This is a genomic window from Sphingomonas sp. BL-S-05, from assembly GCF_055521695.1.
Window position 1 is genome coordinate 7,501 of the sequence record NZ_CM145499.1, and the last position, 26,789, is coordinate 34,289.

Below are 26,789 nucleotides of genomic sequence, written 5' to 3' on the forward strand. Positions count from 1 at the left end.
CAGCGAAAGACAGGCCAGACTACGCATCAACGTTCCTTCGAAAGCGGTCAGAAGCGGGCGCCGGCGCGAATGCCGATCGTCCGGGGGGTGTTCGTCACGATGTAAGGCCGCTGATAGCAACTGCCGCATTGCTGAAAGCGCGACAATTGCGCGCGTTCGTCGAAGGCGTTCTGAAGATAGAGTTCGAACGTATATGTCCGCAGATCGAGCCCGACCGAAAAATTGGCGGTCGTGAATGCGGCCAGCCGTCCGGTAAGCAACGCCGGATTGACGATATCGCCCGTTCCGGTTTCGACGACGGCGGTCCGGATGTCGGACGACGCCGAACTTTGATGCGTCACCAACGCCTGCACATAGGATTTGGCGCTACCGATCGGGACCGTGTAGCGCGCATTCCCGCTGATCTTGAAACGCGGGGTGATCGGCAACCGGGTGCCGGTCGGCGCGGCGATGAAATTACCGTCACCGGCGCAGGTGAAGGTCGGATCGTCGATCGCGCAGAGGTTCCGCTTCGTCTTCGCATCGGTGTACGACCCTGCGGCAGTCAGTGCCAGTCCGCCAAGATAGGCGCTGATATCGCTTTCGATGCCGCGGATACGGGCGTCGGGACCGTTATGGATTTCGGTAAAGCTGTTGGCGCCGAGGAACGAGAATTGGAACGCGTCCCAATTCTGTTGATAGGCCGCACCGTTCCAGCGCAGCCGGCCGTCGAGCAACGTCGTCTTCCACCCCGCCTCGTAATTGGTCAGGAAGTCGGGCGCATAGGGTGCGACGGTCGCGCGGCGATTGATGCCGCCGGGTCGGAAGCCCTTCGACCAAGTGCCATAGAATAACAGCCCGTCGGCCGGTTTCCAGCTCAGGTTGAGACGATAGGTGACACCCTGCCCATCGACGCTTCGCGGAGAGAGCGAACGCCCGTCGAACTGGGCGAGGTTCGTACACGGGCTGCCGCTGACGGCGGCGGGGAACAATGTTCCACCGGGATTGTCGCGCAACAGCGCGCCGGTCGTCGTATAGCATCCGGCGACGCCCGTCCGCGAACTCCCCGCCGCATTATAGGGCGGGCCGTCGAGGTCGCGACCGAAGCCGAAGAAGCCGATCAGCGAATTGTCGAAGATATAGGCGCGCGCACCGGCGGTCAGTGTCAGCTTCGGCAACAGGTCGTAGCTGGCTTCGCCGAAAACGGCATAATCCTTGTCGACGCGATATTGCTCGGTCAGCCACAGCGTGCCGGGACGACCATTCACCGACAGATTGTCGGCAAGGCCGGCAACGCGATAATCCTGCCCGATGCGGTTGCTCTGCCGTTGATAGAAGGCACCCGCTACCAGCCGAAGTCGTTCGTCCTGCGGCGAAGCGATGCGAAGCTCCTGGCTCATCTTCCTGAAGTGATCGGTGCCGATGATCCGCTGACGCGAATCGATCTGTTGCCCGGCATTGTTGAGGAAGTAGAAATAGCCCGCGATGCCGCCTACCGACGCGTAGAGCGAGTCATACGCTTCGGCATAATCGGTATAGTCCGACGACTGCAGCGCGCGCCGATCGAAATAGGCGCCGGCATAGGTCAGATCCCAATTGCCGAGCTTTCCTTCGATCGTCAGTGCAGCCTGCGCAAAACGGTCGCGGCGATATTCCGGAAAGAAATGCTGGACCTCTAGATCGCCGACCTTCGGATCATAGCCGAAGCTGCCGTGATTGCGCTGTTCCTGATAGAGAATGGTCGGCGTTACCGTCCAGCTATCGTCGAGGTCGATCTTCAGCGCCGCGCGACCGCCCCAGATGTCGGCGTCGTTATAGTTCTTCTCGACGAACTCGGCATTGTCGACGGTGATGCCGCCGGTGAAGCTGCGCGTGCCGGGGACGTTGTCGATGAATCCCGCGTCATGCTGATAGAAGCCGACCACGCGCAGTGCAGCACGCTGCGACAGGGGAATGTTGAGCATTCCCTCCACCCGGCCGCCCTGACCGCCCGATTTCACGGTGTTCGCCTCGCCATCGATCCGGCCGTAGAAGCCGCTGGTATCGGGCTTGTTGGTGATGATGCGGATCGTACCGGCTTCGGACGATGCGCCGTATAACGTCCCCTGCGGTCCGGCGAGACTCTCGATACGGGCGACGTCGTAGATATGGATGTCGGGGGTACCGCCGATCGTCGTCACCGGTTGTTCGTCGAGATAGACGCCGACGGAGGGGAGCGAGCCGGAATGGTTGCCGTCGCCGCCACTGGCGACACCGCGCATATAGACCGTGGTGACCCCCGGCTGCGAACTCTGGAATGCGACCGAGGGTAGCAGTTGCGAATAATCGGCGAAGCTGGTGACATTCAGTTGATCGAGCCGGCGCGTTCCGATCGCCTGGATGCTGAGCGGTACCGTCTGGATGCTTTCGTCGCGCTTCTGCGCAGTGACGATGATCTCATCTTGCTCGGGTTCGCCGGCTGCCGGGTCCGCGGTCGGTGTCAACGCCTGGCTGTCGATCGACTGGGCAAGGGCCGTCGCAGAAGTCAGTGCCGACGAAACAAGCAAAGCCGTTGCCAGCGTTCCACGACAGATCGACCGCATCAGAGCCCCCGTTGCAACATAAAGTTACACAACGCTAACAAGCGGCTTTCGGACGTCAATATCACGCCATTTGTCACCATCATTTCGCAGGTGCAGCGTGACAGTTTTACCACGCTTGCGCGTACCGCTCATTCGAACGGCGGTATCGCCGGGTAGGCGGTCAGCACCGCGCCGAGGCTGTCGCGCAGCGGCTCCAGCCAGCGATCGAAGGGTTTCCACGCCTCCGTCCCGTCGCGATAGATCGGCCGGCGTACCTGTTCGGAACTGGCCGTGCGCACGGCGCGGCGCGTTTCGTGAAAGGCGAGGCAGGCAGGGTCCCAGTCGAGCCCGCAGGCCGCGAGCAGGCGTCGCACCTCCCCCTCGGTATCGTCCACCATCTGCTCGTAAAAAACGCGGTGGACGCGTCCGGGGGCGACCCGGTCGACATGTGCCATCAACCGCACATAGTCGCGATAGTAACGACCCATATCGACCAGGTCGTAGCTGAAGGCCTGACCACGTGCGAAATGCTGTTTGTAGTTGGAGAAGCAGCAGCCGAGCGGATGGCGACGGGCATCGATGACACGCGCATTGGGCAGCATCAGCAGGATCAGCGGCAGGTGCGCCCAATTGTTGGGCAGTTTGTCGATGAAGAAGGGCCGGTCGGATCGACGTTGCACCGCAGCACGGCGCAGATAGTCGTCGCCCATTGCGCGCAATCGTTCGCCATCCAGCGCCGACAACCCTCGTGGATACTCGGTGACGCTCCGCGCAAGGGCGGGCACGTCGGGCAGTTCGGACGTCCCCTCCACCAGGGGATGGCTCGACAATATCTGTTCGATCAGCGTCGATCCGGCGCGGGGCATGCCGAGGATGAAGATCGGATCGGAGGCCATCGATCCCATTCCCGCGCACGCTGCGATCAAGGCAGTGTCGAAGGTCGCGATGCTGTCGTCGACGAAGCGCTCCGTCTCATCGGCGTCATAGACGATGCGGGTGCGCCGTAGCCGGTTGCCCGCGTCATAATGCGCGAACGCCGCTTCGGCCCGGCGGCGGTCCTCGAATGCCTTGCCGAGCGCGAAGTCGAGGTGGAAGCGATCCTCCACGCTGACATCGTCGCGGGCCAGCGCCTCGGTCATCGCGGCGATATCGGCGTCGTCGAACGCGACGGTCTTGAGGTTCGCAAGGCTCCACCATGCCTCCCCCAACCAAGGCGTGATCGCGACCGCGCGGCGATAGGCGGCGACACCGTCGGCCTGCCGCCCGACGGTCTTGAGCATATGTCCATAGCTCATCCACACGCGCGGCTGCTGCGGTGCATCGCGCAGCACGGTTTCGTACAGCGTGATCGCCTCTTCGAACCCGCCGATCCGGCCGAGCGCCGCCGCCTTCAGATTGGCGTGGCCGACATGATCGGGTTCCTCCTCGAGGAGCAGATCGAGTTCGGCGATCGCCTCCATCGGGCGATTGAGGCGGTACAATACGATCGCGAGATTGGCCCGCGCCGCATGAAAGGTCGGCGACAATTCCAGCGCCCGCCGCAGCAGCGTCTCCGCATCCTTGTAGCGCCCGATCCGACCGGCGAGTTCGGCCAGCATCCGGATGGCGCGCGCGTCGAACGGGTCGGCCTTCAGATGCTGGCGCAGCAGCGGCTCGGCCTCGTTCAGACGATTGTCGTGCAGTGCCAGCGCGGCATCGACCAGACGGGGATGCCATCGGGGGTAGGGAGACAATGGCTGCTGCGGCGTCATGCGTCGTAGAAACCATCATGCAACCTCGAGATCAAGGCGAGCGGGTCGGCAGAGACATATCGGCGGCCCGCCTCTGCGCAATGCGACGATCCGGTCGTGCGCGCGTTCAGTGGCGGATAGGTCGCCGAAGGATGCCATTTGCCACAATATCTTATCGCGCAGAGCGAATTGCCGGACGAGCGCGAGGCGCGTCGACGCAGGACGGGAAAAAGCGCAGGCGAAACCTATGCAGCCACGCTTCGGCAGATGGCACCAAATGTCGAGGTGACCATCGTCGCGCCGGCGGATGACGATGCGCCCATATTCTCGGCAGATGACCTTCGGACGTTCGAAGGCGTGTTCCTGACCGGCTCGCCGATGCATGTCTATGACGAGACGCCCGAAGTCGCGCGGCAATTGGCGTTCATGCGCGCGGTGTTCGGGTCGGGCGTGCCGTCGTTCGGGTCGTGCGCCGGGCTGCAGATCGCGGTGGCGGCGGCGGGCGGGAAGGTTCGCCGGATGCCGCGGCGCATGGAGGCGGGCGTCGCTCGCGGCATCCTCGCGACCGAGGCCGGGCGGCACCATCCGCTGCTGGCGGGACGGGGGAGGGTTTGGGAGGCTGGGGCGATTCATGGCGATGAGGTTGAAGTCCTGCCGCCGGATGCTGTTCTGTTAGCGGGAAATTCCGTCACCGGCGTGCAGGCGGCGGAGATACGTTTTGCCGGTGGCGTGTTCTGGGGCGTGCAATATCATCCCGAACTGTCGCTGGAGGAGATTGCGGTGGCGCTGCGGGCGCAGGGGGAGGAACTGATCGCGCAAGGGCTGGCGGCGGATGCGGGCGACGTTGCCGATCAGGCGGACCTGCTCGACCGGCTGCACGCCGATCCGGACCATGGCCCGACGCGGTGGAAGCTGGGCGTCGGCGACGAACTGGCGGTCGAGGCCAACCGGCGGCGCGAGATCGCCAATTTCCTTGCCCATCTCCCCACGTTGCGGAACAAGGTGGGATGAGATGCTTCTTCGACGACCGCCAACTCGCCCATGCGCCCGGGCGGGAGTTCCATAATGGCGGTTGGGCGGTCCATGCCGAGACGCCGGGGCGCGCGCGGTCGATCACGGAGGCGCTGGGACGATGGGAAGCGCCGCGCGACCATGGAGCGGAGCCGATCGCGGCGGTGCATGACGCACGCTATCTGGCGTTCCTGCGGACCGCGTGGGACGACTGGGTTGGGCAAGGGCGCGAGGGCGAGGCGATCGGCTATGCCTTTCCGGTGCGGCATCGGCGGGCGGTCGAGCTGACGCGTATCGACGCGCGGCTGGGCGCGTTCAGCATGGATGCGTCGACGCCGATCACCGCCGGAAGCTGGGACGCGGCCTATTGGGGCGCGCAATGCGCGGTCAGCGCCGTCGACGCGCTGGCGGAGGGGGCACGCAGCAGTTTCGCGCTGTGCCGGCCGCCGGGGCATCATGCGGGTGCCGATTATCTGGGCGGCTATTGCTTCCTGAACAATGCCGCGATCGCGGCGCGGCGGGCGACGGCCAGGGGGCTGGGGCCGGTGGCGGTGCTGGATGTCGACTATCATCACGGCAATGGCACGCAGGACATTTTCCTGGCGGACGCGACCGTGTTCTTCGCGTCGATCCATGCCGATCCGCGCACCGACTATCCCTTTTACTGGGGGCATGGCGACGAGCGGGGCGAAGGGGCGGGGACGGGCGCTACGCTCAACCTGCCGTTGCCGCGGGGGACCGACTGGGCGGCATATCGCCCGGCACTGGCGCAGGCGCTGACGGCGATCGCCGACTGGGGTGCCAGAACGCTGGTCGTGTCGTTCGGCGCCGATACCTATGCCCACGATCCGATTGCCGGTTTCGCGCTGGAGACCGGGGACTTCGCCAAAATGGGGCAGATGATCGGCGCGGCGGGGCTGCCGGCGGCGATCGTCATGGAGGGCGGCTATGCCGTCGAGGCGCTGGGAGCGAATGTCGCGGCGTTCCTGTCGGGCGTCGAAGGTGACGAAGGTGCCACGTAACGGCATTTGTCGACGGTTACGCAATCGATTGTTGTCAGCGTCGACAAAGCTGATATAGCGGGTGGCCAGGCTCGCGAAGACGGGCGTCAGCCATGAGGATGTCCGATGCGCGTACCCGCTTCCAAACCCCATTTGTCGCTCCCCCGCATCCTCGAGATGAATCTGGGCTTTCTTGGCCTGCAATTCTCGTTCGGGTTGCAGCAGGGGAATATGGCCCCGATCTACAGCTACCTCGGCGCGTCGGAGGCGACGATCCCGATGCTGCAACTGGCAGGCCCGATGACCGGCCTGCTAGTACAGCCGTTGATCGGCGCGCTGAGCGATCGGACCGACAGCCGCTGGGGCCGGCGGACCCCCTATTTCCTGCTCGGCGCGGTGCTGTGCGCGCTGGGGCTGTTCTTCATGCCGCTGAGTTCATCGCTGCTGATGGCGGTGTCGCTGTTGTGGATCCTCGACGCCGGCAACAACATCACGATGGAGCCGTATCGCGCCTATGTCAGCGACCGGCTGAACGAGGACCAGCATCAGGTCGGGTTCCTGACGCAGAGCGCCTTCACGGGCGCGGCGCAGATGCTGGCGTTCCTGACCCCGTCGCTGCTGGTGTGGGCGGGGATGAACCAGGACTGGGTCGACGCGCACAACATCCCCTATACCGCGCGGATCGCGTTCATGGTCGGGGCGGTGCTGAGCTTCTCGACGATCCTGTGGTCGATCTGGCGCGTGCCCGAATTGCCGCTGGCGCCGGAAGAACGCGCCCGCATCGCCGCCGAGCCGAAGGGGCTGGGTGCGATGTTGAAGGAAATCGGGTCGGCGATCCGCGACATGCCGCTGGCGATGCGCAAGCTGGCGCTGATGAGCCTGTTCCAATGGTATGCGATGGCCGCCTATTGGGCATATGTCATCTATTCGATCGGCCGGTCGGTCTATGGCACGGCCGAGGCGACATCGACGGGTTTCCATTCGGCGGTGCTGACCAATGGCGAGATGGCGGCATTCTATAACGGCGTCGCGTTCCTCGCGGCCTTTGCGATGGTGCCGCTGGCCAAGCGGATGGGCGCGGCCGGGCTGCACGCCATCTGCCTGATCCTCGCCGGGATCGGCATGGTCTGGTTGCCGCATGTCACCCAGAAATGGATGTTGTTCCTGCCCGCGATCGGCATCGGCATCGGCTGGGCCAGCATCATGGGCAACCCCTATGTGATCCTCGCCGGATCGATCCCGCCCGAGCGGACCGGGGTCTATATGGGCATCTTCAACATGATGATCGTGATCCCGATGCTGATCTTTTCGGGGACGATGTGGCTGTTCTACGATCGCCTGCTGGGCAGCGATCCGCGCAACGTGCTGACGCTGTGCGGGGTGTTGATGTTCGCGGCGGCGGCGGCGGTATGGACGGTGCGCGAGCGCAATGCGCAAGGGCTGCCGGTCGGCGCGACGCACAAGGCGGCGGCGTGACCATCGCACTGCACGGGGACGGGTCGAGCCTGATCCTCGAAGCGCAACCCGATGCCGCGCCGCTATGGCGATGGTGGGGGCCGCGCGTCGATGCCGACACGCTGCCGGTGCTGGCCGACACCCGGCCGCAGGCGTCCTTCTCGCTCGATCGCGACCAGCCGCTGACGCTGGTGCCGAGCTATGGCACCGGCTGGTTCGGGCCGGCGGCGCTGCGTGCGCATCGCGGGGGGCAGGCGTTCGCGCAATGGTTCGACGATGTCGCCATCGATGCGCAGGCGGACCGCGTCACCGTCACGCTGACCGACCGGACCGCGCGGGTGACCGTCGTCCAGCGGATCGCGATGGCCGGCGACATGCTGACCCTGTCGGCGAGCGTCACCAATGACGGCGACGATGTGCTCGACATCGAATGGCTGGCGGCGGGGACGCTGCCGCTGCCCGGCAACAGCGCCACGATCCGCAGCTTCACCGGGCGGCACAATGCCGAATTCGTGGCGCATGACGAAGCGATGCCGGCGCATGGCTGGGTCCGCGAGAACCGGCGCGGGCTGACCGGCCATGCCGGGCCGCCGGGGTTGTTCGTAATCGGGCCGGAGGCGGGCTGGCACCATGGCCGGGTGCATGGCGCGCAACTGGCATGGTCGGGCAATCACCGGCTGTCGATCGAACGCGACGATGACGGTTTCTGGATCCTGCAGATGGGCGAGGCGCTGGCCCCGGGTGAGATCCGGCTGGCGCCGGGCGAGACCTATGCGACGCCGGAGATGCTGGCGACCTGTTCGACCGCCGGGGTGAACGGGGCGGTGCAGGCATTTCACGCCGCCGTCCGGGCGCGCGCACCCTGGGGCGGGGCGATGCGTCCGCGCCCGGTGCATGTGAATAGCTGGGAAGGGTTTTATTTCGACCATGACGAGGCGGCGCTGATGGCGCTGGCCGATCGGTCGGCGGGGCTGGGGGTCGAGCGGTTCGTGCTCGACGATGGCTGGTTCAAGGGGCGCGGCGACGACACCGCCGCGCTGGGCGACTGGGTCGCCGATCCGGTCAAATATCCGCGCGGGTTGAAGCCGCTGGCCAAGCATGTCGTGTCGCTCGGCATGGAGTTCGGGCTGTGGGTCGAACCCGAAATGGTCAATCCCGACAGCGACCTTGCCCGCGCGCACCCCGATTGGGCGTTGCAGCTGGACGGGGTGCCGAAACTGACCTCGCGCAACCAGCTGGTGCTCGACCTGGGGCGGGCGGAGGTTCGGTCATATCTGTTCGATGCGATCGACGCGCTGCTGCGCGACCTGCCGATCGCCTATCTGAAATGGGATCATAACCGCGATCTGGCGCCCGCGGGCGATGCGCGGGGGCGGGCGGGCTATCATGCGCAAACGCTGGGCGCCTATGCGCTGATCGACCGGCTGCGCGCGGCGCATCCGGCGGTCGAGATCGAGGCATGCGCCGGGGGCGGCGGGCGCAGCGATGCCGGCATCGCCACACGGACGCATCGCATGTGGACCAGCGATTGCATCGACGCGGTCAGCCGGGTCGCGATGCAGCGCGGTTTCCTGCATTTCCTGCCACCCGAGATGATGGGATCGCATGTCGGCGCCAGTCCGGCGCATTCGACCGGGCGCAGCCAGGGCATGGCGTTCCGTGCCGCCGTGGCGCTGCCCGGCCATTTCGGGGTCGAGCTGGACCCGGCGGCGATCGCGCCCGCCGATGCGGTGACGCTGTCGGCGGCGATCGAGCGGTACAAGGCGTTGCGCGACCGGCTGCACCATGGCCGGCTGTGGATGGGCGAGGGCGGCGACGGGCTGTTGTGGCAGATGCACGGAGCGCCGGGCGACCTGTTGCTGAGCGTGACGCAGGTGCAGCCGATGACAGTGCGCCATCCACTGCCGCTGCCGCTGCCGCCGCTGGCGGGCAACGGGCGGGTGCGCGTGCGCCTGCTCGATCTTGCCACCGTGCCCGGTCACCCGCTGCCCGATGCGCCCGTTTTTGCCGCGATGCGCGGCGAGGGCGTGACGCTCGATGGCGACTGGCTGGCCCATGCCGGCCTGCCGATCCCGGCGATGAAGGCGGAGAGCGTCGCGCTGTTCGCCATCACCGCCGCCTGAACACTGTCTTCCTGTCGAAAGCCGCTCCTATGACCATGCCCGCCCGCCATATCGCCGCCGACCAGCCGCTGCCGACCCATTGGAGCATCGATGCCGTGCGGCAGGCCGCCGATCAGCCCGAACTGGCGCTGCCGATATTCTCGCTCGACGAACTGGCGCCGGTGGTGCCGGGGCACGATGTCTGGGACATGTGGCAGATCGCCTATGCCGATGGCCGCACCGCGTTCGTCGACGATCGTAGCTGGTGGTTCTTCCTCCTAACGCCGCAATTCGCCGATCCCGACGACCGCCACGATGCGGCGCGCATCCGGCTGACCAGCCATGGCGCCGATGGCTGGCGCGACCATGGCGATGCGTTCCCCGACGGCTTTACGCCCGGCAGCCGCGAATGGTCGGGATCGGCGGTACTGGCCGAGGACGGCGCGACGCTGACCCTGTATTTCACCGCATCGGGGCGGCGGGGGCAGGCGCGGACGTTCGAACAGCGATTGTTCGAGTCGGTCGGACGCTTTGCCGATGGCCGGGTCGGCGACTGGTCGGTGCCGGTCGAATCGATCGCCGCCGATGGCGCGACCTATCTGCGCGCCGATCAGGCAGAAGCGGTCGATGGCCGGATCAAGGGATTTCGCGATCCGGGCTATTTCCGCGATCCCGCCGACGGCGCCGAATATCTGCTGTTCGTCGGGTCGGCGGGCTGGGTCGACGACGTACATGACGGGGTGATCGGCGTCGCGCGGCGCGATGCGCCCGATCAGCCATGGCGGCTGGCGGCGCCGCTGCTCGAATCGATCGGGGTCAATAGCGAACTGGAACGGCCGCATATCGTGCTGGTCGACGGACGCTATTATCTGTTCTGGTCGACGCAGGCGAAGCGGTTCGTCGACGGGGCGGGGGCGCCGACCGGGCTGTACGGCGCGGTCGCGGACAGCATGGCCGGGCCGTGGGTGCCGCTCAACGGGTCGGGGCTGGTGGCGGGCAATCCGGCGGCCGAACCCTATCAGGCCTATTGCTGGTGGGTGACGGGCGAGCTGGACGTGATCAGCTTTGCCGATTCGGTGGGGCTGAACGGCGTGGAGCCGGCCGATGGCGCGACGCGGCGCAAGCATTTTGGCGGGACGGCGGCGCCGTGGTTCCGGCTGGTGCTCGACGGGGACAAGGCGCGCTGGACGATGTGAGGTCGTCCGGCTTCGGATGCCGTGGGGCGTCGCCGGTTGGGTCCGGCGGCGCCCTTTTTTGCGTCTGGGACAAGCCCTTTTGCCAAATGCATCGCTCCGGCGCAGGCTGGGGCCTCGCGCGGCTCCTGCTGCGTACTGTCATCGGGAGATCCCAGCCTTCGCTGGGACGACGTTTGCGGCGTGGAGGCCGCCACGCGCCGCGCATAAAAAAAGGGCGGCCCGGCCGAAGCCGTGCCGCCCGTCAGGCTTGGGAGGCGGTTAGAAACGGTAGCGGATCGAGCCGGTGACGGTCCGACCATAGAGCGCGGTGTTGTTGAACACGGCGCTGGTCGACGACAGGACCGGGTTCAGGTTGCCGCCGCCACGGAAGCCGAGCTTGTCGAACAGGTTGTTGACGTTCAGCCCCAGTTCGATCCGGTCGACCGGGCGCACGGTCACGAAGCCGTTGACGAAGGTCGAGCCCTTGATCGTGTAGAGGTTGAAATCGTCCGAGGGCGTGCTGGTCTGTCCGTTCACGCTGACGCCGAACGCGACCACGCCCGCGTCATAGGACGGCGAGATGACGTAGAGGAATTCGGGCAGGCCGCCGGGGCGGTTGCCGACCAGGGCCGCGGTCGCGCTGCTGACGATCTTCGAATTCGAATAGGTCGCATCGGCGGCGAGGTGGAAGTTGCCGTAGTTGAGGCGGCTCGAGAACTCGACACCGAACGAACGATAGCCGTTCGAGATGTTCGGGTCGTTGTTCGGGGCCGGATTGTTGATGCGGGTGAAGTCGTAGTTGTTTTCGGTCAGCGTCGAGCGGAAGCCGGTGATTTCGACGGTGTAGGACGCATCACCCAGCACGCTGCCGCGCTGCTTCAGGCCGATTTCCTGCTGGTTGAGGAAGTTGACCGAGGTCTGTTCCCCTTGCGCGTTGAGCGAGCCGTCGGCGTTGAAATTGCCCGACAGGACGCGGCGATCGGCGTTGAAGCGGCCGCCGCGGCTGACGCGGGCGAAGGCGCTGGTATTGCCGCTGAAGGCGTAGAGCGCACCGACCGACCAGCTGACATAGCTGTCGCTATAGTCGATATTCTCGACCGTCGGGTTCAGGACCAGCGACGGGATCAACGCCGATCCCAGCGCGTCGCTGGCGCGGACGGTCGGGCCGGCGACGCCGCCCTGTGCCGTGCCCTTGCCGCTGACATTGTCGTAGCGGACCGACGCGTCGAGGTTCAGACCGCCGGTTTCATAGCCGACCTGCAGGAACGGGGCGACGTCGGTGTAGCTGAGATCGACGCGACGGGCGCAGCAGCTGCCCCAATTGTCGTTGAAGCCGGCCTGCCCCGCGGCGGTGAGCTGCGCGCCGGTCGTCGAGAACAGGTCGAGCGGTGCCGCATTCTCGCCGTTGATCTCGGCGAAGTTGCGGTTGACGTGCCAGTCCTGCTCGATGTTCTGCTTCATCACGAACACGCCGGTCGAGAAGGTCGCCTTGCCCCCGCCCAGGTCGAACTTGCCGTTCAACGCAAGGTTGTTGGCGAAGTTGTTCATGTTCTTCATCAACGTGTTGATGTTCGGATTATTGTTAATGTAGGTCCCGGTATAGAGCTGACCCTGGTTCGGACCAGCGGCATAGCGGACCGAGCCGACGACCTGTCCGTTTACGGTCGACCCGATCACGCCGCCCGCACCGGTGCGCGTCGCGACGTTGATGAACTGGGTCGTGAAATTGCCGCTGATCCACTGATAGCGGATGACGTTGTCGAGCGTCAGATTGTCGGTCAGGTCGTAGTGGAACTGTGCGCCCAGACCGGTGACGCGCGGATGGATGCCCTGGATCTCCGCGCTGCGCAGGCCGCCGCCGTCATAGTCGAGATACTGGAAGCGGCGGTTGTAGATCGAATAGGACGAGCCGTCGCGTCCATCGAAGGTGGGCAGCGGGGCGAAGCCGGTGACCTTGTTCCCGTCCAGCGTCGCGATCGACGGGGTGGTGGTGTTGGTCGGCGCCTGTTCGTCGAGCCGCTTGAAATACAGGCGGACGAAGCCGCGGCCGTCGGGCAGATCCTTGGTGATGTTCGCCTTGATCTGATAGCCGCGCAGGATGTTGAAGCGTTCGTTGGTCAGACCGCCGCCGTTGCGGGCATAGCCGCCGACATGGAAGCGCAGCGTGTCGTTGATCGGCGCGCCATAGTCGAAATCGACGCGATGTTCGCGGAAACCGATGCCGTTCGAATAGGCGACCTGGCCACCGGCCTTGTCGCCGGTCTTGCTAAGATAGTTGATGACCGCGCCCGGCGCCTGGCTGGAGAAGGTCGAGGCCGAACCGCCGCGCACCGCTTCGACGCGCTGGACATTCTGGTCGAAGCGCAGCCAGTAATCGTTGTTGCCGAAGTTGATGTCGCCGAACAGGACGGTGGGCAGGCCGTCTTCCTGCAACGCCACATATTCCGAACCGCCGGTCGACACCGGAATGCCGCGCACGCCGATATTGGCGTTACCGCCCGGGCCGGCGGTGTCGCTGGGCTGCAGGCCGGGGATGTTGCGCAGCACTTCGGCTTCGGAGCGCGGCGTGAAATTGGTGATCGCGTCGTTGCTGAGCTGCGTGACCGAGATCGAGCTGCGGAAGCGCGAGCGTTCGCCGCTGCTGGCGGTGACGACGATTTCGTCGGTCGCCTCGGCCGGATCGGGGATCGCGCCGGGGGCTTCGCTGGTCGTCTGCGCCTGTGGCGCGCCAACCTGGGCGATGGCCGGCGATGCGACCAACAAGGCAATAGGCGACGAACACGCGAGCAGAACCGGCAACTTCATGGCAAACCCTCCTGAACGGCCTCCCTGACGGGGCCTAAGGCTGCTTCATATACCCACAGCAATCGTTTGCAAGCGGTAATGCAAAGGATTGTATTGCGTCTTTGGGACTAGAGCGTCGCAGCGCTGATCTGTTGCAGAAAAGACGCATGGGTCGGCATCGAGCGCGCCATCGACTCGATCGCGCCGGCCAGCCGATCGACGAAGCCGCCACTGTTGGTGGTGTCGAGCAGCGGGTCGAGCGACACGGGATCGTTCAGCTGGCCGATATGCACCGCCAGCCAGCTGGGCGGGCCGAACAGGTCCATGTCGCGCGCGACGAGCCGCCCGCCATGGCGGAAATGCGCGATCTTGAGCGCGACCGTATCGGGCACCGCCATGTCCGCGCAGTCGCGCCACAAGGGCGCATCGTCGCGCGCGGTCAGCTTGTAATGCAGGATCAGGAAGTCTCGGATGCGTTCATATTCGGTGATCGCGACGCGATTATATTCGTCGATCAGCAGCGGGTCGAAATCGCGCGTCGGGAAATAGGCGAGCAGCTTGGCGATGCCGGTCTGGATCAGATGGATGCTGGTCGATTCGAGCGGTTCCATGAACCCGCTCGACAGGCCGATCGCGACGACGTTGCGGTTCCAGAAGCGCCGCCGCCGCCCGGTGGTGAAGCGCAGGAAGCGCGGGTCGGCCAGCGCCCGCCCGTCGAGATTCGCCAGCAAGGTGGTCGCCGCTTCGTCGTCGGACAGATGGCGGCTGCAATAGACATAGCCATTGCCGGTGCGATGTTGCAGCGGGATGCGCCATTGCCACCCCGCCGCGCGCGCGGTCGACCGGGTATAGGGGGTCAGGCCGTCGCCACCGGTTTCGCACGGCACCGCCACCGCGCGGTCGCAGGGCAGCCAGTGGGTCCAGTCGTCATAGCCGGTCGAAAGTGCTCCCTCGATCAGTAGCCCGCGAAATCCCGAACAGTCGATGAACAGATCGGCGGTGAGGGTGCGCCCGTCGTGCAGCGTGACGGACGCGACGTTGCCGCTGTTCCCGTCGAGCGCGGCGTCGGCGACCTTGCCCTCGACCCGGACGACGCCGCGGGCCTCGGCATAGCGGCGCAGGAACGCGGCGTAGAGGCCGGCATCGAAATGATAGGCATAGTCGAAGGTCGAGGCGACACTGCGCGGATCGGCCATCGGCCGTGCGAACCGGCCATGCTTGGCCGCGCCCCATGCCATCGACAGGTCGTCGAGCGGGACGGGCGATCCGGCGGCCCGCGCCGCCAGCCAGTGCTGATGCACCGCGACCAGATCGAACGGTTTGCCGAAGGTACCGAACGGGTGGAAATAGCGATGCCCGCGCCGCGCCCAATCGACGAATTCGATGCCGAGTTTGAAACTGCCCTTCGTCTCGCGCAGGAATTGGGCTTCGTCGATGCCGAGCGTGTCGTTGAACAGCTTGATCGGCGGGATCGTCGCCTCGCCGACGCCGACCGTGCCGATCTCGTCCGATTCGATCAGCGTGATTGCGCAGCGCTTGCCGAGCGCATGTGCCAGTGCCGCCGCGGTCATCCACCCCGCCGTGCCGCCGCCGACGATCAGGATCGAGCGAATTGCCGATTGCGGTTGGTCCACGCTGCACTCTCCATCGGTCCGCGTTTGCCGCGGTTCGGGGGAAGTTTAATGCGGGTTGGGTTGGACTGCAATCGAGTGCGGTCGGGCAGGCTCGCCCCGGACTAGGTCGATAGACGGTCCGCGCCTGTGCGGTAGCGCCGCGAAGGCGAGACGTCGGTTACCGTCCCGATTGCCAGCGTGATTGCGTACCCCCGCGCAGGCGGGGGGCCAGGGTACCAAACGCAAGCCGTTGTTTTGCCTGGCTCTAAACCCCCGCCTGCGCGGGGGTACGGCGCGTGCATGACGGGGGCCCTGACTTTCGCACGGATGTTACATCAGGCGGGGACCAGCGAAGACCTTCCGATCGCTCGCCTACTTCCCCGTCGGCGCCAGCGCCTGCCGGATCGGTTCGACCCATTGGCCCTTGTCGATGTCGTACACCACGAAATCGCTGTCGAACTGCCAATAGGCCCAGGGGAAGCCATGCGCTTCCGCCTCGCGGCGGACGGCCGCGGTGTAGCGGACGCGGGCCTCCATCGGGATGCCGCTCTTGTCATAGGCGCCGAATTCGCCGAGCAGGATCGGGCGGTTGTTCGCCTTCGACCACGAAGCGACCTTGTCGTAATCGGCCTTGATCCGTGCTTCGTCGGCGGCGGTGAAGAGGACGCCGCTGACCTTGGCCATATCCTCGGCCCATGGCGCGCCCTGATGGGTGAAGCGGAAGGGTTCGTAGGAGTGGAACGTCACGATGATGTTCCGGTCGTCCTTCGGCAGATCGAGCGTCGGCAGTTCCTCGAGATTGTTCCAGCGGGTCGGGCCGATGACGAGCGTCCGGTTCGGATTGGTCGCGCGCACCACCGGGATCAGTTTGGCGAGCATTGCATTCCACCGCGCGGCGTCGAGGGGCGCGTGCGGTTCGTTGAGCAGTTCGAAGAGCACGGTGTTCGGCGCGCTCCGATAGCGTTCCCCGATCTGCTGCCAGAAGGCGATCAGCTTCGGTTCGCAGGCATCGGGCGCCGCCGAACAGCGATTAAAGTCATGTTCGTCGAGGATGACGGTCAGGTCGGCGGCGGTGGCCTCCTTCACGACCCGGTCGAGCGTCGCGAGCCATTGCGGGTCCAGCCGGTTCTGCGCGTCCATATGCTCGAACGCCTGCAGCACGACGCGGACGAAATCGAAGCCACCCTTTTTGATGATTGCGAAATGCCTGGTCTGGAACCGCGCCTTGGCCGGGTCGCGCCACAGCGGGTCATAGCCGATGATGTTGACGCCGCGCTTCAGCTTCGCTGCCGCCTGCCATGCCGGTTCGGCGGTCTGGGCAGGGACGGCCGACAACGGTGTCACGATCAGCGCGGCGGCGAAAAGGACGAAGGATTTGAAGCGCATGCGGGGTTCTTTCGGACGAGGCGGACGCGCGAGGCTATCGCGGTCCGCACCGCCGTTCAATCATGCTCAGCGTCGCCGCTTGGCTCCATCGAGCGCCGAGAGCACGCCGCGCATGGTGCGGACCTCCTGCGACGTCCAGCCGGGCTTGGTCAGCAGCGTGCGCAGCGTCCGGCGCGAGGTGGCGGCACGTTCGGGCGGGAAGAAGAAGCGCGCCGCCTCCAGCATGTCGTCCAGCTGGCCGATCATGCCCTCCAGCTCCTCGTGCGGTGCGGGTTCGCCGAGGTCGACGACCGGCGGGCTGGCGAGATCCTGGCCCTTCGACCATTCATAGGCGACGAGGATCACCGCCTGCGCGAGATTGAGCGAGCCGAATTCGGGGTTGATCGGCACGGTCAGGATCGTGCGGGCGAGGGCCACGTCGTCGGTTTCGAGGCCCGAGCGTTCGGGGCCGAACAGGATCGCCGAGCGACCGGCCTCGGCACGGATCGCCTGTGCGGCGGCTTCGGGCGTGACGACGGGCTTGGTGATGCCACGCTTACGGACGGTGGTGGCGTAGACATGCGCGCAGTCGGCGACGGCGTCGGCGACGCTGTCATAGACGGTGGCGTCGCGCAGCACGCTGTCGGCGCCGCTGGCGGCGGGGCCTGCCTCGGGATTGGGCCAGCCGTCGCGCGGGGCGACGAGGCGCATCTCGGTGAGGCCGAAGTTCAGCATGGCGCGGGCGGCCTTGCCGATATTCTGGCCAAGCTGGGGGCGGACGAGGACGATGACGGGTTGGCGGGACTCAATGCCCCCCCGTTCAGTTCGAGCAGCATCGAGCTTGTCGAGATGCGTCTGTCGAGAACTCGCGGCCGTGGATACGGTCGACCAGTCGCCGCGGAACAGTCCTTCCTTCTTCTTCTTCGACCAGTCCTTGACCTGCGCTTCACGATCCAGCGCTTCGCTGCGGGTCTGGAAGGTTTCGCTCCACATCAGTTCGACCGGGCGGCGGTCGGCAGTGTAGCCGCGGATCGCACCCGATTGATGCTCGGCGATGCGGCGGTCGAGGTCGTCGGTGTGGCCGGTGTAATAGGTGCCGTCCGAGCATTTCAGGATGTAGACGTGGAACATAGCGGGCCTTCTCGGGCGGGTTTCAGCCACGTTCGATACTGGTCGAACCGGATCGGGGGAAGGGGGTGCCCCGAACGACTGCGTTCTCGACGGACGCTTCTCGACAGGCTCGAAGCTGCTCGAACCGAACGGGGTGGGTGGGGAAGGGGCCTTACCCCTTCGCCGCGTCCCCGACCGTGCCGGCAAATTCCTCGAAATCCTTCGCCTCGCGGAAGTCCTTGTAGACGCTGGCGAAGCGGATGTAGGCGACCGGATCGAGGCCCTGCAGCCCCTCCATCACCAGTTCGCCGATCCGGCCCGAGGGAATTTCGCTGTCGCCGGTGGTTTCAAGCTGGCGCTGGATGCCCGAGACGAGGCGTTCGACCTGCGCGGGCGTGATCGGGCGTTTGCGGCAGGCGGTGGCGACCGAGCGGAGCAGCTTGTCGCGGTCGAAGGGCTGGCGGCGGTCGCCGGACTTGACGACGGTCAGGTCGCGGAGCTGGATGCGTTCGAAGGTGGTGAAGCGCGCGCCGCAGCCGGTGCATTGCCGCCGCCGACGGATCGCCGCACCGTCGTCGCTGGGGCGGCTGTCCTTCACCTGGCTGTCGTCATGGGCGCAGAACGGGCAGCGCATCGGTCATCCTGTCAAACCACCCGCGCCACCGGGTGGCGGCGCGGGTGGGGCGCGTCAGTAGCGCGGCTTCTTGTTCGCCTTGTACCAGGCATAGCCCGCACCGGCGGCGGCGCCGATCAGCGGGCCGACGAACGGCACCGGAATGGCGACGACCGCGCCGAGCGCGCCCCATTTCGCCATGCTCTTGCCGACCGATTTGTCCTTCACCATGCGACCTCCTTACAGACCCGGATAGATCGGGAACCGCTCGCACAGCGCCCGAACACGGGCCTTAACGTCCGCCTCGACGGTCGGGTCCCCGGCCTCGCCCTTGGCGCGCAGGCCGTCGAGCACGTCGGCGACCATATGGCCGATCTCGGTGAACTCGGCCTTGCCGAAGCCGCGGGTGGTGCCGGCGGGCGACCCGACGCGGATGCCGCTGGTCTTGACCGGCGGCAGCGGGTCGAACGGGATGCCGTTCTTGTTGCAGGTGATCGCGGCGCGTTCCAGCGCCTCGTCGGCGTCCTTGCCGGTGACGCCGAGCGGCGTGAGGTCGATCAGCGCCAGATGCGTGTCGGTGCCGCCGGCGACGACGTTCGCGCCGCGACCTTTAAGCGTCGCAGCCAGCGTCTGCGCGTTTTCGACGACGGCGCGGATATAATCCTTGAACTCGGGGCGCAGCGCTTCGCCGAACGCGACCGCCTTGGCGGCGATGACGTGCATCAGCGGGCCGCCCTGAAGACCGGGGAAGACCGCCGAGTTGATCTTCTTGGCGATGGCTTCGTCGTTGGTCAGCACCATGCCGCCGCGCGGCCCGCGCAGCGTCTTGTGCGTGGTGGTGGTGACGACATCGGCATGGCCGAACGGGGTGGGATGCAGACCCGCCGCGACGATGCCGGCGAAATGCGCCATGTCGACCATGAACTTCGCGCCGACTTCATCGGCGATCGCGCGGAACTTCGCGAAATCGATATGGCGCGGATAGGCCGAACCGCCGGCGATGATCAGCGTCGGCTTGTGCTCGCGCGCGAGGGCCGCGACCTGATCGTAATCGATCAGATGGGTTTCGCGATCGACGCCATATTGCACCGCGTTGAACCACTTGCCCGACATCGCCGCCTTGGCACCGTGCGTCAGGTGACCGCCGGCGTCGAGGCTCATGCCCATGATCGTGTCGCCGGGCTTGGTCAGCGCAAGCATCACCGCGCCGTTCGCCTGCGCGCCCGAATGCGGCTGGACGTTGACGAAGCCGCAGCCGAACAACTGCTTGGCACGGTCGATCGCCAGCTGCTCGACCTCGTCCGAGGGGTGGCAGCCCTGATAGTAGCGCTTGCCGGGATAACCCTCGGCATATTTGTTCGTGAAGACCGAGCCTTGCGCCTGCAACACCGCCTTCGACACGATGTTTTCCGATGCGATCAGCTCGATCTGGTAGCGCTCGCGCTCCAGTTCGTGGGTGACGCCCGCGAACACGGCGGGGTCGGCATCGGCGAGACTGGTTTCGAAGAAACCGTCGGGGCGGAACTGGTCGGTCATGGGGCGCGGCTCCCGCTGAAAAGAGGTCGCGCGCGCTTTAGTCCGGGTGTCATCGAAATGCCACCCGGGGAATCGGGTTTTCAGGCGGGCGGATTGCCGAGCTTGTCGACGCGGCGCTGGTGGCGGTCGCCGCCGAACGGGGTCGCTAGGAAGGCGGTCAGGCAGGCCTTCGCCATCTCGCTGCCGACCAGCCGTGCGCCCATGGCGATGACGTTGGCGTCATTATGTTCGCGCGCCAATGCGGCCGACAAGGGTTCGGACACCAGTGCGCAGCGGCATGTCGCCACGCGATTGACCGCGATCGAGATGCCGATGCCCGATCCGCACAGCGCGACGCCGAAATCGGCGGTCTTGCCGCTAACTGCTTGTGCCAGCTTGTAACCATAGTCGGGATAGTCGACGCTTGCCGCTTCGGTGGGGCCGAGATCGGCGACTTCGTGTCCCTGGTCTTGCAACCAAGTGGCGAGTTCTGCCTTGAGCCCTAGGGCGGCGTGGTCGGATGCGATTGCGATACGGGCCATGCGCCGCTTCTAGCCGTCGGGATCGCCGGGCGCTAGGCTGAGGTCAACGATGAAGGCGAAAGGGACGGAAGGGATGCGTGGAACGATCATCGTCGCGGCGCTTGCGTTGAGCGCATGCGGCGCATCCGAACGGCGCAGCGAAGGAGCCGCGACCCAGGCCGCGATCGAAAACAGCGCCGCCACCCCGCTGCCCGCGCCCAAGGCACCGACCCCGCCGGTCACCCCCACGCCGACGCCGACCCCCAGCACCACCGCGACGCCGGGTGCGAACCATTATCTGGGGCGCTGGACGGGCGTCGAGGGGATGTATCTGGTCGTCAGCGATCCGGCGCAGGGCGATGTGAAGCTGGAGATGCAGTACGACCTCGACAACAAGGGCAGTTATGTCGGGACGGTCGTACCCGAAGGCATCCGGTTCCAGCGCAGTGGCGAGACGCTGACGCTGAAACCCAGCAACGGCGATGCAACGGGGCTGAAGTGGCTGGCGGGCAAGAAGGATTGCCTGACGGTCAAGCCGGGTGAAGGCTATTGCCGTGACTGATATGGTCGAACCGGTTCCGGTCGTGCGGCCGCCGATCGCGGCGCTGCTGCTGGGTTATGCCGGTTTGTTGCCGCCGATCGTCGCGGTCGCCGTCCGGCTGATCGATCCGGCCAAGGGCGGGATGATGCTGGCGCTGGCGCTATTCTATGCGGCGCTGATCCTGAGCTTTCTGGGCGGCATGTGGTGGGGCGCGGCGTCGGCGCGGGTGACCGGCGCGGCGCTGACGCTGTGGCTGGCGATCGCGGTGGTACCGAGCCTGGTCGCGCTGGCGGCGGGGGCGGTGCTGTTCGCGTCGGTGCTGTCGGCGGCGGCGATCGTTGCCGCCGGGCTGCTGGGATCGCTGCTGGTCGACATGGCGCTGGTCCGGGCCGGGCATGTGCCGCGATGGTGGATGAAACTGCGGGTGCCATTGTCGGTGGGGCTTGCGGCGTTGACGCTGCTCACCGGATTGCTTGCCCAGCCCTGACACAGTTGGGACAGGCATATCGCCCGTTTTCGATCTAACGCTGTCTTTCCTTGTAAACTACTGATTGCAAAACTCAATCAACGCAGTATCTGCATGGTTCATGCGGATAGATTTCGATTATGCGCGCGAAGCGCTGGCGTTTTTGGAATATAATCAACTTGAGCCAAACGCGCTTAATTACGCAACGGCGCTTGCTTATCTGTCCGGGATGTACGCAGACTTATCCGCGGACGTAAAGTCATTGGTCGACAATGGCGAATTGAGCGATACGCGCTTCGCGGAGATAGGCCGTCGGCATGCCGCCGAAATTGCCGATCGCGTCGAAGATTCGCAGGCTGCGGAAGCACCGGCGGACGAGGCGTCGATCGCGGAGCGGCTGGCCGCGACCGAGCGCAGCGTCGCAGAATTGCGCGAACAGGTCGCCGCACTGCTTGCCACGGTCGAGCACGGTCGCGGGGGCGCAGTCGACGCCGAACATGACGAACTGACCCATGCGCTCAACCAGACCGGCGCGCGCCGCGTGCTCGATCAGATCGCCGCGCAGGACCAGCGGTACGTGCTGGTGATGTTCGGCATCGACAAGCTGGTCGGGATCAACCGGCAATATGGCAATTCGGTCGGCGACAATATTCTCAACGCCTTCGCCAGCAAATTGGCGAACAGCTTTCCCGAGCATGAGGCGATCCGCTGGTCGGGCAACGAGTTCATCGTCGCCGTGCCGGGGCAGACGCGGGCCGCGGTCCTCGCGCAGGCCGAGGAGACGCTGCTGCTGCTCGAACGCCGCAAGTTCAAGCTGCGCGGATCGGGCGAGGCGATCGGCAAGGTGACGGCGTCGGCGGCGATCGTGGCCGATCAGAATAACGATGTTCAATGGGTGATCGAGGAAGCGCGCGCCAAGTTGCAGGGCGCGATGCTGTCCGGCGGCAACCGGGTGGCGGTGTAGCGTTCCTTGCGTGCCCGGCACGGCGATGGCGGAGGGCGGCATCGCGCCACGCTGCCGCGCCGTGTGCCGACAGCCCCCCTCCCGGTGCCGGGGAGGATCGGGTTACGCCGCCTTGCGGAGTTCCAGCCGGCCCCAGATTTCGACCAGGGCGGCGGTCAGTTCCTGCATCATCGCCTTGTCGTGCGCGGGGCCGGGGGTGAAGCGCAGCCGTTCGGTGCCGCGCGGAACCGTCGGGTAATTGATCGGCTGTACGTACACGCCATATTCGCGCAGCAATATGTCGCTGATCCGCTTCGCCTTTACCGGATCGCCGACCATCAGCGGCACGATATGGGTGGTCGTGTCCATCACCGGCAGCCCGGCATCGGCGAACAGCGTCTTGAGCGTCGACGCGGCGGCCTGTTGCCCCTCGCGCTCGGCGGTCGAGGCCTTGAGATGGCGGACGCTGGCGAGCGCGCCGGCGACCAGCACCGGCGACAGGCTGGTGGTGAAGATGAAGCCCGGCGCATAGGAGCGGATCACGTCGATCACGGTGCGATCGGCGGCGATGTATCCGCCCATCACCCCGAACGCCTTGCCGAGCGTCCCTTCGATGATCGTCAGGCGCGATGCGGCATCGTCGCGTTCGGAAATGCCGCCGCCGCGCAGGCCGTACATGCCCACCGCATGGACTTCGTCGAGATAGGTCAGCGCGTTATATTTGTCGGCGAGGTCGCAGATCGCGTGGATCGGCGCGACGTCGCCATCCATGGAATAGACGCTTTCGAACGCGATCAGCTTAGGCACCGACGGGTCTTCGGCCGCCAGCAATTCCTCGAGATGGGCGAGGTCGTTGTGGCGGAACACGCGCTTTTCGCAGCCCGAATGGCGGATGCCCGCGATCATCGACGCGTGGTTCAGCTCGTCCGAGAAGATGATGCAGCCCGGCAGGATGCGGGCGATGGTCGACAGCGTCGCCTCGTTCGAGACATAGCCGCTGGTGAACAGCAGTGCCGCTTCCTTGTCGTGCAGGTCGGCGAGTTCGGTTTCGAGGTCGATATGATAGTGGGTGTTGCCGCCGATGTTGCGGGTGCCGCCGGAGCCGGCGCCGACATCGTGCAGCGCTTCCTCCATCGCCGCGATGACCGCGGGATGCTGGCCCATCGCCAGATAGTCGTTGGAACACCAGACGGTGATCGGCTTCGGCCCGTTATGCCCGGCGAAGCAGCGCGCATTAGGGAACTGCCCCTTGTTGCGCAGGATGTCGATGAAGACGCGGTAGCGCCCTTCCTCGTGCAGGCGGTCGATCGCCTGTGCGAAGACACGGTTGTAATCGACCGAGCGGGCCGGAACTGCGTCGATGCTCATGGGGCTGGGGTGTACCTGTTGAAAGGCTGCGTTTCCAGCCGATAAAAGCGGTCACCGTGATCGACCGGCTTGGACATTTTGTCTCAGGTGGTTGGGGGGGAAGAGGTTCACGCGAAGGCGCGAAGGGGTTTTGGTTCGCGCAAAGGCGCAAAGGACGCAAAGGGGTTGCGACTGGGGCCGCTGTTTCGCTTCAGCGAAACCTTGCCATCCCTTTCCGAGCGCCGGACGACGGATCGCTGCGCGATCGATGACGACAGACGCATCCCCTTCGCATCCTTTGCGCCTTTGCGCGCAAATTAACCTGCTTCGCGCCTTCGCGTGAACCTACAGTGCCTCGACCGATGCGAAGCCGCGCGACTCCAGCCCCGCCGCGACCCTGTGTTCGCGGTCGCCGAGACTGGTGAAGACCAGCCGTCCAGGGGAGGGGGCGTCGGGGAAGGGTTGTCCCGCCGTCAGCGCGGCGATGCGGCGGGCGATGCCGGGGCCGCCGTCGACGAAGGCGACCTGTGGCGCGACGGCGCGCATCGCGTCCTCCAGCAGCGGGAAGTGGGTGCAGGCGTTGACGATCACGTCGATGCGCTCGCCCCCCGGCTGGTCGAACAGCCCGGCGAGTTCGGCGGCGACGGCCCCGGGTGGGGGCGGGGTGCCGGCCAGCGCATTCTCGGCGAGTTCGACCAGTGCCGCCGATCCGTGGCGCAGCACCGTGCAGTCCCCGGCGAAGCGCGCCGCGAGATCGTCGACATAGGGTTGGCGGACGGTCGCCTCGGTCCCCAGCACGCCGATCACCCGGCTGCGCGAGCACTCCGCCGCGACCTTGATCGCCGGCACCGTGCCGACCACCGCCACGTCGAGCGCGGCGCGGACCACCGGCAGCGCGATGGTCGAGGCGGTGTTGCAGGCGATGACGACGAGGCGCGGGCGATAGCGTTCGACCAGCCGCCCGAGCAGCGCCGGCACGCGCGCCGCGATCTCCGCCTCGGTCTTGGTCCCATAGGGGAAGCCCGCCGAGTCGGCGGCATAGACGATCGGCGCGGTCGGCAGCAGCGCGCGGGTCGGCGCGACCACCGACAGGCCGCCGACGCCCGAATCGAAGAACAGGATCGGTTGCGTCGTCTGGCCCATCACCGGGCATACTCCCTATGGCGTAGTCGCCCGCGTTGCATGGCGCCGCCGAACCCCTTACCCTCCGCGCGACAGACGGCAAGTTCAGGGGGCTATCCTGCCGAGCGAAATACTCTGGATCCCGCCGGCGGCGGCGTTGCTGATCGGTTATGTGCTGGGATCGATTCCGTGGGGCATATTGCTCACCCGCATCGCCGGGGCGGGCGATTTGCGCACGATCGGATCGGGCAATATCGGCGCGACCAACGTGCTGCGCACCGGACGCAAGGGGCTGGCGGCGGCGACGTTGCTGCTCGACCTGTTGAAAGGGGCGGCGGCGGTGTGGATCGTCGCGCACCTCTATCCGGGCGAGGAACTGATCGCCGGGGCGGCGGCGTTCATCGGCCATTGCTATCCGGTCTGGCTGCGCTTTCGCGGGGGCAAGGGCGTGGCGACGATGATGGGCGTGGTCGTGGCGCTCAGCCCGTTCGCCGGGCTGGTCTATGCGATCGTGTGGCTGGGGCTGCTGGCGGGCCTGCGGATCTCGTCGGTGGCGGGCATGGCGGCGGCGGTCGCGGCGCCGCTGGCGGCGGCATGGGCCGGGCGGTTCGATCTGGTGCTGCTGTTCCTCGGCCTCGCGCTGATCGTGCTGTGGAAGCATCGCGAGAATATCGAGCGGCTGGTTGCCGGGACCGAGCCGAGGATCGGTCGCAAGCGTGACTGATCCGCAGGCGGCGCGGTTCGCGGCGCTGCGGCTGATCCGGTCGAGCAATATCGGGCCGGTCACGTTTCGCGCGCTGATCGAACGCTATGGCGATGCGGTGGCAGCGATCGAGGCGTTGCCGGTATTGGCGGCAAGGGGCGGGGGACGCGCGCCGGTGCTGGCCGACGAAGGCGCGGTGCGGCGCGAGATCGCGTGCGTACGGGCGCTGGGCGGGCGGTATCTGTTGTTCGGCGATCCGGATTATCCGGCGTTGCTGGCGGAGCTGGACAGCGCGCCGCCCGCATTGATCGTACGCGGCGACCTGTCGCTGCTGACGCGCCCGGCGGTGGCGATGGTCGGCGCGCGCAATGCGTCGGCGGCGGCGTGCCGCTTCGCGCGCGGGCTGGCCGAGGAACTGGGCGCGGCGGGATATTGCGTGGTGTCGGGCCTTGCACGCGGCATCGACACGGCGGTGCATCAGGGGGCGATCGGCCATGCGACGATCGGCGTCATCGCCAGCGGCATCGACGTGGTCTTCCCGCCGGAGAACGCCGCGTTGCAGGAGGAGGTGGCGACGCGCGGGCTGCTGGTCGCCGAACAGCCGCCGGGCACGCAGCCGCTGGCCCGCCATTTTCCGTCGCGCAACCGGATCATCGCCGGGCTGGCGCTGGGCACGGTAGTGGTCGAGGCGGCGCCGCGATCGGGATCGCTCATCACCGCGCGGCTGGCCGGGGAAGCGGGGCGCGAGGTGATGGCGGTGCCGGGATCGCCGCTCGATCCCCGCGCACAAGGTTGCAATCTGCTGATCCGCGATGGCGCGACGCTCGTACAGAATGCCGCCGACGTCGCTGAAATGCTGCGCCCGATCGATGCGCGGGCGGTGCGGGCGCCGGGCGGCAGCTACCGCGCCGAACCTGCCGCCACCGATGCGAGCGATGGCGACCGGACGCGGATCACCGGGTTGCTCGGACCGGTGCCGGTCGCTGTCGACGAACTGGTGCGGCAATCGGGATGCCCGACGACGGTGGTGCAGACGGTGCTGCTCGAACTGGAACTGGCCGGGCGGCTCGACCGGCATGCCGGCGGGCGGGTCAGTCTGGGGTAGCGCCTGCCATCAAACCGTAACGGCGCT

Annotated in this window: 23 protein-coding genes (1 of these 23 running past the window's edge); 10 read left to right on the top strand and 13 right to left on the bottom strand. The window is 66.3% G+C overall.

All coding sequences use genetic code 11. The features are described 5' to 3' along the window. The 3 genes from ACZ1JS_RS00035 to ACZ1JS_RS00045 form a co-directional block, all read right to left on the bottom strand. On the bottom strand, positions 1-27 hold the 5' portion of the coding sequence (locus tag ACZ1JS_RS00035; RefSeq protein ID WP_465167156.1) for a Xaa-Pro dipeptidase. It extends 1,257 nt beyond the left edge of the window; 27 of the gene's 1,284 nt are visible here — the first part of the coding sequence; it begins with the start codon at positions 25-27; its stop codon lies beyond the left edge, outside the window. A gap of 20 nt (positions 28-47) precedes the next feature. After that, a complete protein-coding gene (locus ACZ1JS_RS00040; RefSeq protein WP_465167157.1) occupies positions 48-2,561 on the bottom strand; it encodes a TonB-dependent receptor in 2,514 nt (837 codons plus the stop codon). A gap of 128 nt (positions 2,562-2,689) precedes the next feature. Beyond that, entirely contained in the window at positions 2,690-4,291 is a 1,602-nt protein-coding gene (locus tag ACZ1JS_RS00045) for a sulfotransferase family protein (protein WP_465167158.1), read from the bottom strand. A gap of 138 nt (positions 4,292-4,429) precedes the next feature. Between ACZ1JS_RS00045 and ACZ1JS_RS00050 the strand changes: the two genes are divergently transcribed. The 5 genes from ACZ1JS_RS00050 to ACZ1JS_RS00070 all read left to right on the top strand — a co-directional run bounded on the left by ACZ1JS_RS00050 (position 4,430) and on the right by ACZ1JS_RS00070 (position 11,035). Next, the gene (locus ACZ1JS_RS00050; protein WP_465167159.1) at positions 4,430-5,281 is read left to right on the top strand and encodes a type 1 glutamine amidotransferase; all 852 of its coding nucleotides are present in this window, start codon (positions 4,430-4,432) and stop codon (positions 5,279-5,281) included. Beyond that, positions 5,278-6,303: a histone deacetylase family protein gene (locus tag ACZ1JS_RS00055; protein ID WP_465167160.1), complete on the top strand. Its 1,026-nt coding sequence runs from the start codon at positions 5,278-5,280 to the stop codon at positions 6,301-6,303. The genes ACZ1JS_RS00050 and ACZ1JS_RS00055 overlap by 4 nt, the downstream gene beginning before the upstream one ends. A 105-nt stretch (positions 6,304-6,408) precedes the next feature. Beyond that, positions 6,409-7,758, top strand: a complete 1,350-nt coding sequence (locus tag ACZ1JS_RS00060) for an MFS transporter (RefSeq protein WP_465167161.1) — start codon at positions 6,409-6,411, stop codon at positions 7,756-7,758. Then, entirely contained in the window at positions 7,755-9,860 is a 2,106-nt protein-coding gene (locus tag ACZ1JS_RS00065) for an alpha-galactosidase (RefSeq protein ID WP_465167162.1), read from the top strand. The genes ACZ1JS_RS00060 and ACZ1JS_RS00065 overlap by 4 nt, the downstream gene beginning before the upstream one ends. Before the next feature lie 29 nt (positions 9,861-9,889). After that, on the top strand, positions 9,890-11,035 hold the full coding sequence (locus tag ACZ1JS_RS00070) for a glycoside hydrolase family 68 protein (protein WP_465167163.1): 1,146 nt from the start codon (positions 9,890-9,892) through the stop codon (positions 11,033-11,035). A gap of 258 nt (positions 11,036-11,293) precedes the next feature. Here ACZ1JS_RS00070 and ACZ1JS_RS00075 read toward each other — a convergent pair whose 3' ends face one another. The 8 genes from ACZ1JS_RS00075 to rpiB all read right to left on the bottom strand — a co-directional run bounded on the left by ACZ1JS_RS00075 (position 11,294) and on the right by rpiB (position 20,556). After that, entirely contained in the window at positions 11,294-13,819 is a 2,526-nt protein-coding gene (locus ACZ1JS_RS00075; RefSeq protein ID WP_465167164.1) for a TonB-dependent receptor domain-containing protein, read from the bottom strand. A gap of 107 nt (positions 13,820-13,926) precedes the next feature. Continuing rightward, a complete protein-coding gene (locus ACZ1JS_RS00080) occupies positions 13,927-15,369 on the bottom strand; it encodes a tryptophan halogenase family protein (protein ID WP_465168590.1) in 1,443 nt (480 codons plus the stop codon). A 414-nt stretch (positions 15,370-15,783) separates the two neighbouring features. Then, positions 15,784-16,797, bottom strand: a complete 1,014-nt coding sequence (locus ACZ1JS_RS00085; protein WP_465167165.1) for a glycoside hydrolase family 5 protein — start codon at positions 16,795-16,797, stop codon at positions 15,784-15,786. A gap of 66 nt (positions 16,798-16,863) precedes the next feature. Continuing rightward, on the bottom strand, positions 16,864-17,907 hold the full coding sequence (locus ACZ1JS_RS00090; protein ID WP_465167166.1) for a TrmH family RNA methyltransferase: 1,044 nt from the start codon (positions 17,905-17,907) through the stop codon (positions 16,864-16,866). 151 nt (positions 17,908-18,058) lie between these two features. Next, entirely contained in the window at positions 18,059-18,520 is a 462-nt protein-coding gene (gene nrdR / locus ACZ1JS_RS00095) for a transcriptional regulator NrdR (RefSeq protein ID WP_345878888.1), read from the bottom strand. A 54-nt stretch (positions 18,521-18,574) separates the two neighbouring features. Beyond that, positions 18,575-18,730: a hypothetical protein gene (locus tag ACZ1JS_RS00100; protein WP_345878889.1), complete on the bottom strand. Its 156-nt coding sequence runs from the start codon at positions 18,728-18,730 to the stop codon at positions 18,575-18,577. 9 nt (positions 18,731-18,739) lie between these two features. Further along, positions 18,740-20,035, bottom strand: a complete 1,296-nt coding sequence (gene glyA, locus ACZ1JS_RS00105) for a serine hydroxymethyltransferase (RefSeq protein ID WP_465167167.1) — start codon at positions 20,033-20,035, stop codon at positions 18,740-18,742. An 80-nt stretch (positions 20,036-20,115) separates the two neighbouring features. Beyond that, positions 20,116-20,556, bottom strand: coding sequence for a ribose 5-phosphate isomerase B (gene rpiB / locus ACZ1JS_RS00110; protein ID WP_465167168.1), 441 nt, complete (start codon positions 20,554-20,556; stop codon positions 20,116-20,118). Between the two features lie 73 nt (positions 20,557-20,629). On the opposite strand from rpiB, the gene ACZ1JS_RS00115 reads away from it, so the two are divergent. The 3 genes from ACZ1JS_RS00115 (at position 20,630) to ACZ1JS_RS00125 (ending at position 22,506) form a co-directional block, all read left to right on the top strand. Beyond that, positions 20,630-21,097, top strand: a complete 468-nt coding sequence (locus ACZ1JS_RS00115; RefSeq protein WP_465167169.1) for a hypothetical protein — start codon at positions 20,630-20,632, stop codon at positions 21,095-21,097. 1 nt (position 21,098) lies between these two features. Beyond that, positions 21,099-21,563, top strand: a complete 465-nt coding sequence (locus ACZ1JS_RS00120) for a DUF3429 domain-containing protein (RefSeq protein ID WP_465168591.1) — start codon at positions 21,099-21,101, stop codon at positions 21,561-21,563. Between the two features lie 259 nt (positions 21,564-21,822). Continuing rightward, positions 21,823-22,506 (top strand): GGDEF domain-containing protein, encoded by a 684-nt coding sequence (locus ACZ1JS_RS00125; protein ID WP_465167170.1) that lies wholly within the window; start codon positions 21,823-21,825, stop codon positions 22,504-22,506. Positions 22,507-22,608: 102 nt separating this feature from the next. On the opposite strand, the gene hemA is transcribed toward ACZ1JS_RS00125, so the two are convergent. Continuing rightward, positions 22,609-23,853 carry a 5-aminolevulinate synthase gene (gene hemA / locus ACZ1JS_RS00130; protein WP_465167171.1) on the bottom strand — a complete coding sequence of 415 codons (1,245 nt, stop codon included), beginning with the start codon at positions 23,851-23,853 and terminating at the stop codon, positions 22,609-22,611. A 324-nt stretch (positions 23,854-24,177) separates the two neighbouring features. Next, a complete protein-coding gene (murI, locus tag ACZ1JS_RS00135) occupies positions 24,178-24,975 on the bottom strand; it encodes a glutamate racemase (protein WP_465168592.1) in 798 nt (265 codons plus the stop codon). Between the two features lie 97 nt (positions 24,976-25,072). Between murI and plsY the strand changes: the two genes are divergently transcribed. Together plsY and dprA are read left to right on the top strand one after the other, a co-directional pair. Continuing rightward, on the top strand, positions 25,073-25,678 hold the full coding sequence (plsY, locus tag ACZ1JS_RS00140; RefSeq protein WP_465168593.1) for a glycerol-3-phosphate 1-O-acyltransferase PlsY: 606 nt from the start codon (positions 25,073-25,075) through the stop codon (positions 25,676-25,678). Continuing rightward, the gene (dprA, locus tag ACZ1JS_RS00145) at positions 25,671-26,762 is read left to right on the top strand and encodes a DNA-processing protein DprA (RefSeq protein ID WP_465167172.1); all 1,092 of its coding nucleotides are present in this window, start codon (positions 25,671-25,673) and stop codon (positions 26,760-26,762) included. Before plsY ends, dprA begins: the two co-directional genes overlap by 8 nt. Positions 26,763-26,789 lie beyond the last annotated feature (27 nt).

Excerpts from the sequence above, each read along its gene's own strand:
- ACZ1JS_RS00040 (WP_465167157.1), bottom strand. The coding sequence starts at position 2,561 with ATGCGGTCGATCTGTCGTGGAACGCTGGCAACGGCTTTGCTTGTTTCG.
- ACZ1JS_RS00045 (WP_465167158.1), bottom strand. The coding sequence starts at position 4,291 with ATGACGCCGCAGCAGCCATTGTCTCCCTACCCCCGATGGCATCCCCGT.
- ACZ1JS_RS00055 (WP_465167160.1), top strand. The coding sequence starts at position 5,278 with ATGAGATGCTTCTTCGACGACCGCCAACTCGCCCATGCGCCCGGGCGG.
- ACZ1JS_RS00060 (WP_465167161.1), top strand. The coding sequence starts at position 6,409 with ATGCGCGTACCCGCTTCCAAACCCCATTTGTCGCTCCCCCGCATCCTC.
- ACZ1JS_RS00070 (WP_465167163.1), top strand. The coding sequence starts at position 9,890 with ATGACCATGCCCGCCCGCCATATCGCCGCCGACCAGCCGCTGCCGACC.
- ACZ1JS_RS00075 (WP_465167164.1), bottom strand. The coding sequence starts at position 13,819 with ATGAAGTTGCCGGTTCTGCTCGCGTGTTCGTCGCCTATTGCCTTGTTG.
- ACZ1JS_RS00080 (WP_465168590.1), bottom strand. The coding sequence starts at position 15,369 with ATGACCGCGGCGGCACTGGCACATGCGCTCGGCAAGCGCTGCGCAATC.
- ACZ1JS_RS00085 (WP_465167165.1), bottom strand. The coding sequence starts at position 16,797 with ATGCGCTTCAAATCCTTCGTCCTTTTCGCCGCCGCGCTGATCGTGACA.
- ACZ1JS_RS00090 (WP_465167166.1), bottom strand. The coding sequence starts at position 17,907 with ATGTTCCACGTCTACATCCTGAAATGCTCGGACGGCACCTATTACACC.
- nrdR (WP_345878888.1), bottom strand. The coding sequence starts at position 18,520 with ATGCGCTGCCCGTTCTGCGCCCATGACGACAGCCAGGTGAAGGACAGC.
- ACZ1JS_RS00100 (WP_345878889.1), bottom strand. The coding sequence starts at position 18,730 with ATGGTGAAGGACAAATCGGTCGGCAAGAGCATGGCGAAATGGGGCGCG.
- glyA (WP_465167167.1), bottom strand. The coding sequence starts at position 20,035 with ATGACCGACCAGTTCCGCCCCGACGGTTTCTTCGAAACCAGTCTCGCC.
- rpiB (WP_465167168.1), bottom strand. The coding sequence starts at position 20,556 with ATGGCCCGTATCGCAATCGCATCCGACCACGCCGCCCTAGGGCTCAAG.
- ACZ1JS_RS00115 (WP_465167169.1), top strand. The coding sequence starts at position 20,630 with ATGCGTGGAACGATCATCGTCGCGGCGCTTGCGTTGAGCGCATGCGGC.
- ACZ1JS_RS00120 (WP_465168591.1), top strand. The coding sequence starts at position 21,099 with ATGGTCGAACCGGTTCCGGTCGTGCGGCCGCCGATCGCGGCGCTGCTG.
- hemA (WP_465167171.1), bottom strand. The coding sequence starts at position 23,853 with ATGAGCATCGACGCAGTTCCGGCCCGCTCGGTCGATTACAACCGTGTC.
- murI (WP_465168592.1), bottom strand. The coding sequence starts at position 24,975 with ATGGGCCAGACGACGCAACCGATCCTGTTCTTCGATTCGGGCGTCGGC.